The 345-nt window shown below is 53.3% G+C and carries 1 protein-coding gene; it reads left to right on the top strand.

Annotated elements, in window-relative coordinates; translation table 11 throughout:
- A partial coding sequence (gene traN, locus DW640_RS24235) for a conjugative transposon protein TraN (protein ID WP_233525483.1) occupies positions 1–345 on the top strand: 345 nt, incomplete at both ends.

Here is a 345-nt window from a genome sequence, read left to right as displayed (position 1 = left end):
GATGCTGGTGCGCCTTATCATGAAGTCCATCCACAAACAGAACAAGCGCGAGGTGAAGCATATCGGCTGCAAGCGTTTCGGCATCCAATACCTGTTGAAAGGCATCTACACGCACAACGGCTTGCTTTATTTCCACACGGAGATAAAGAACCAGAGCAACGTGCCTTTCGATGTGGACTACATCACTTGGAAAATCGTGGACAAGAAGGTTGCGAAGCGTACTGCCGTGCAGGAGCAGATTATTCTGCCGCTCCGCGCGCAGAACTACGCCACCCTCGTGCCGGGCAAAAAGAGCGAGCGCACGGTCTTCACGATGGCGAAGTTCACCATCCCCGATGACAAGTG

This window comes from Bacteroides sp. AM23-12, from assembly GCF_003434395.1.
Taxonomy (GTDB): domain Bacteria; phylum Bacteroidota; class Bacteroidia; order Bacteroidales; family Bacteroidaceae; genus Bacteroides; species Bacteroides thetaiotaomicron.
The sequence above is the reverse complement of the archived record's forward strand: the minus strand, read 5'-3'. Positions and strand labels throughout refer to the sequence as shown.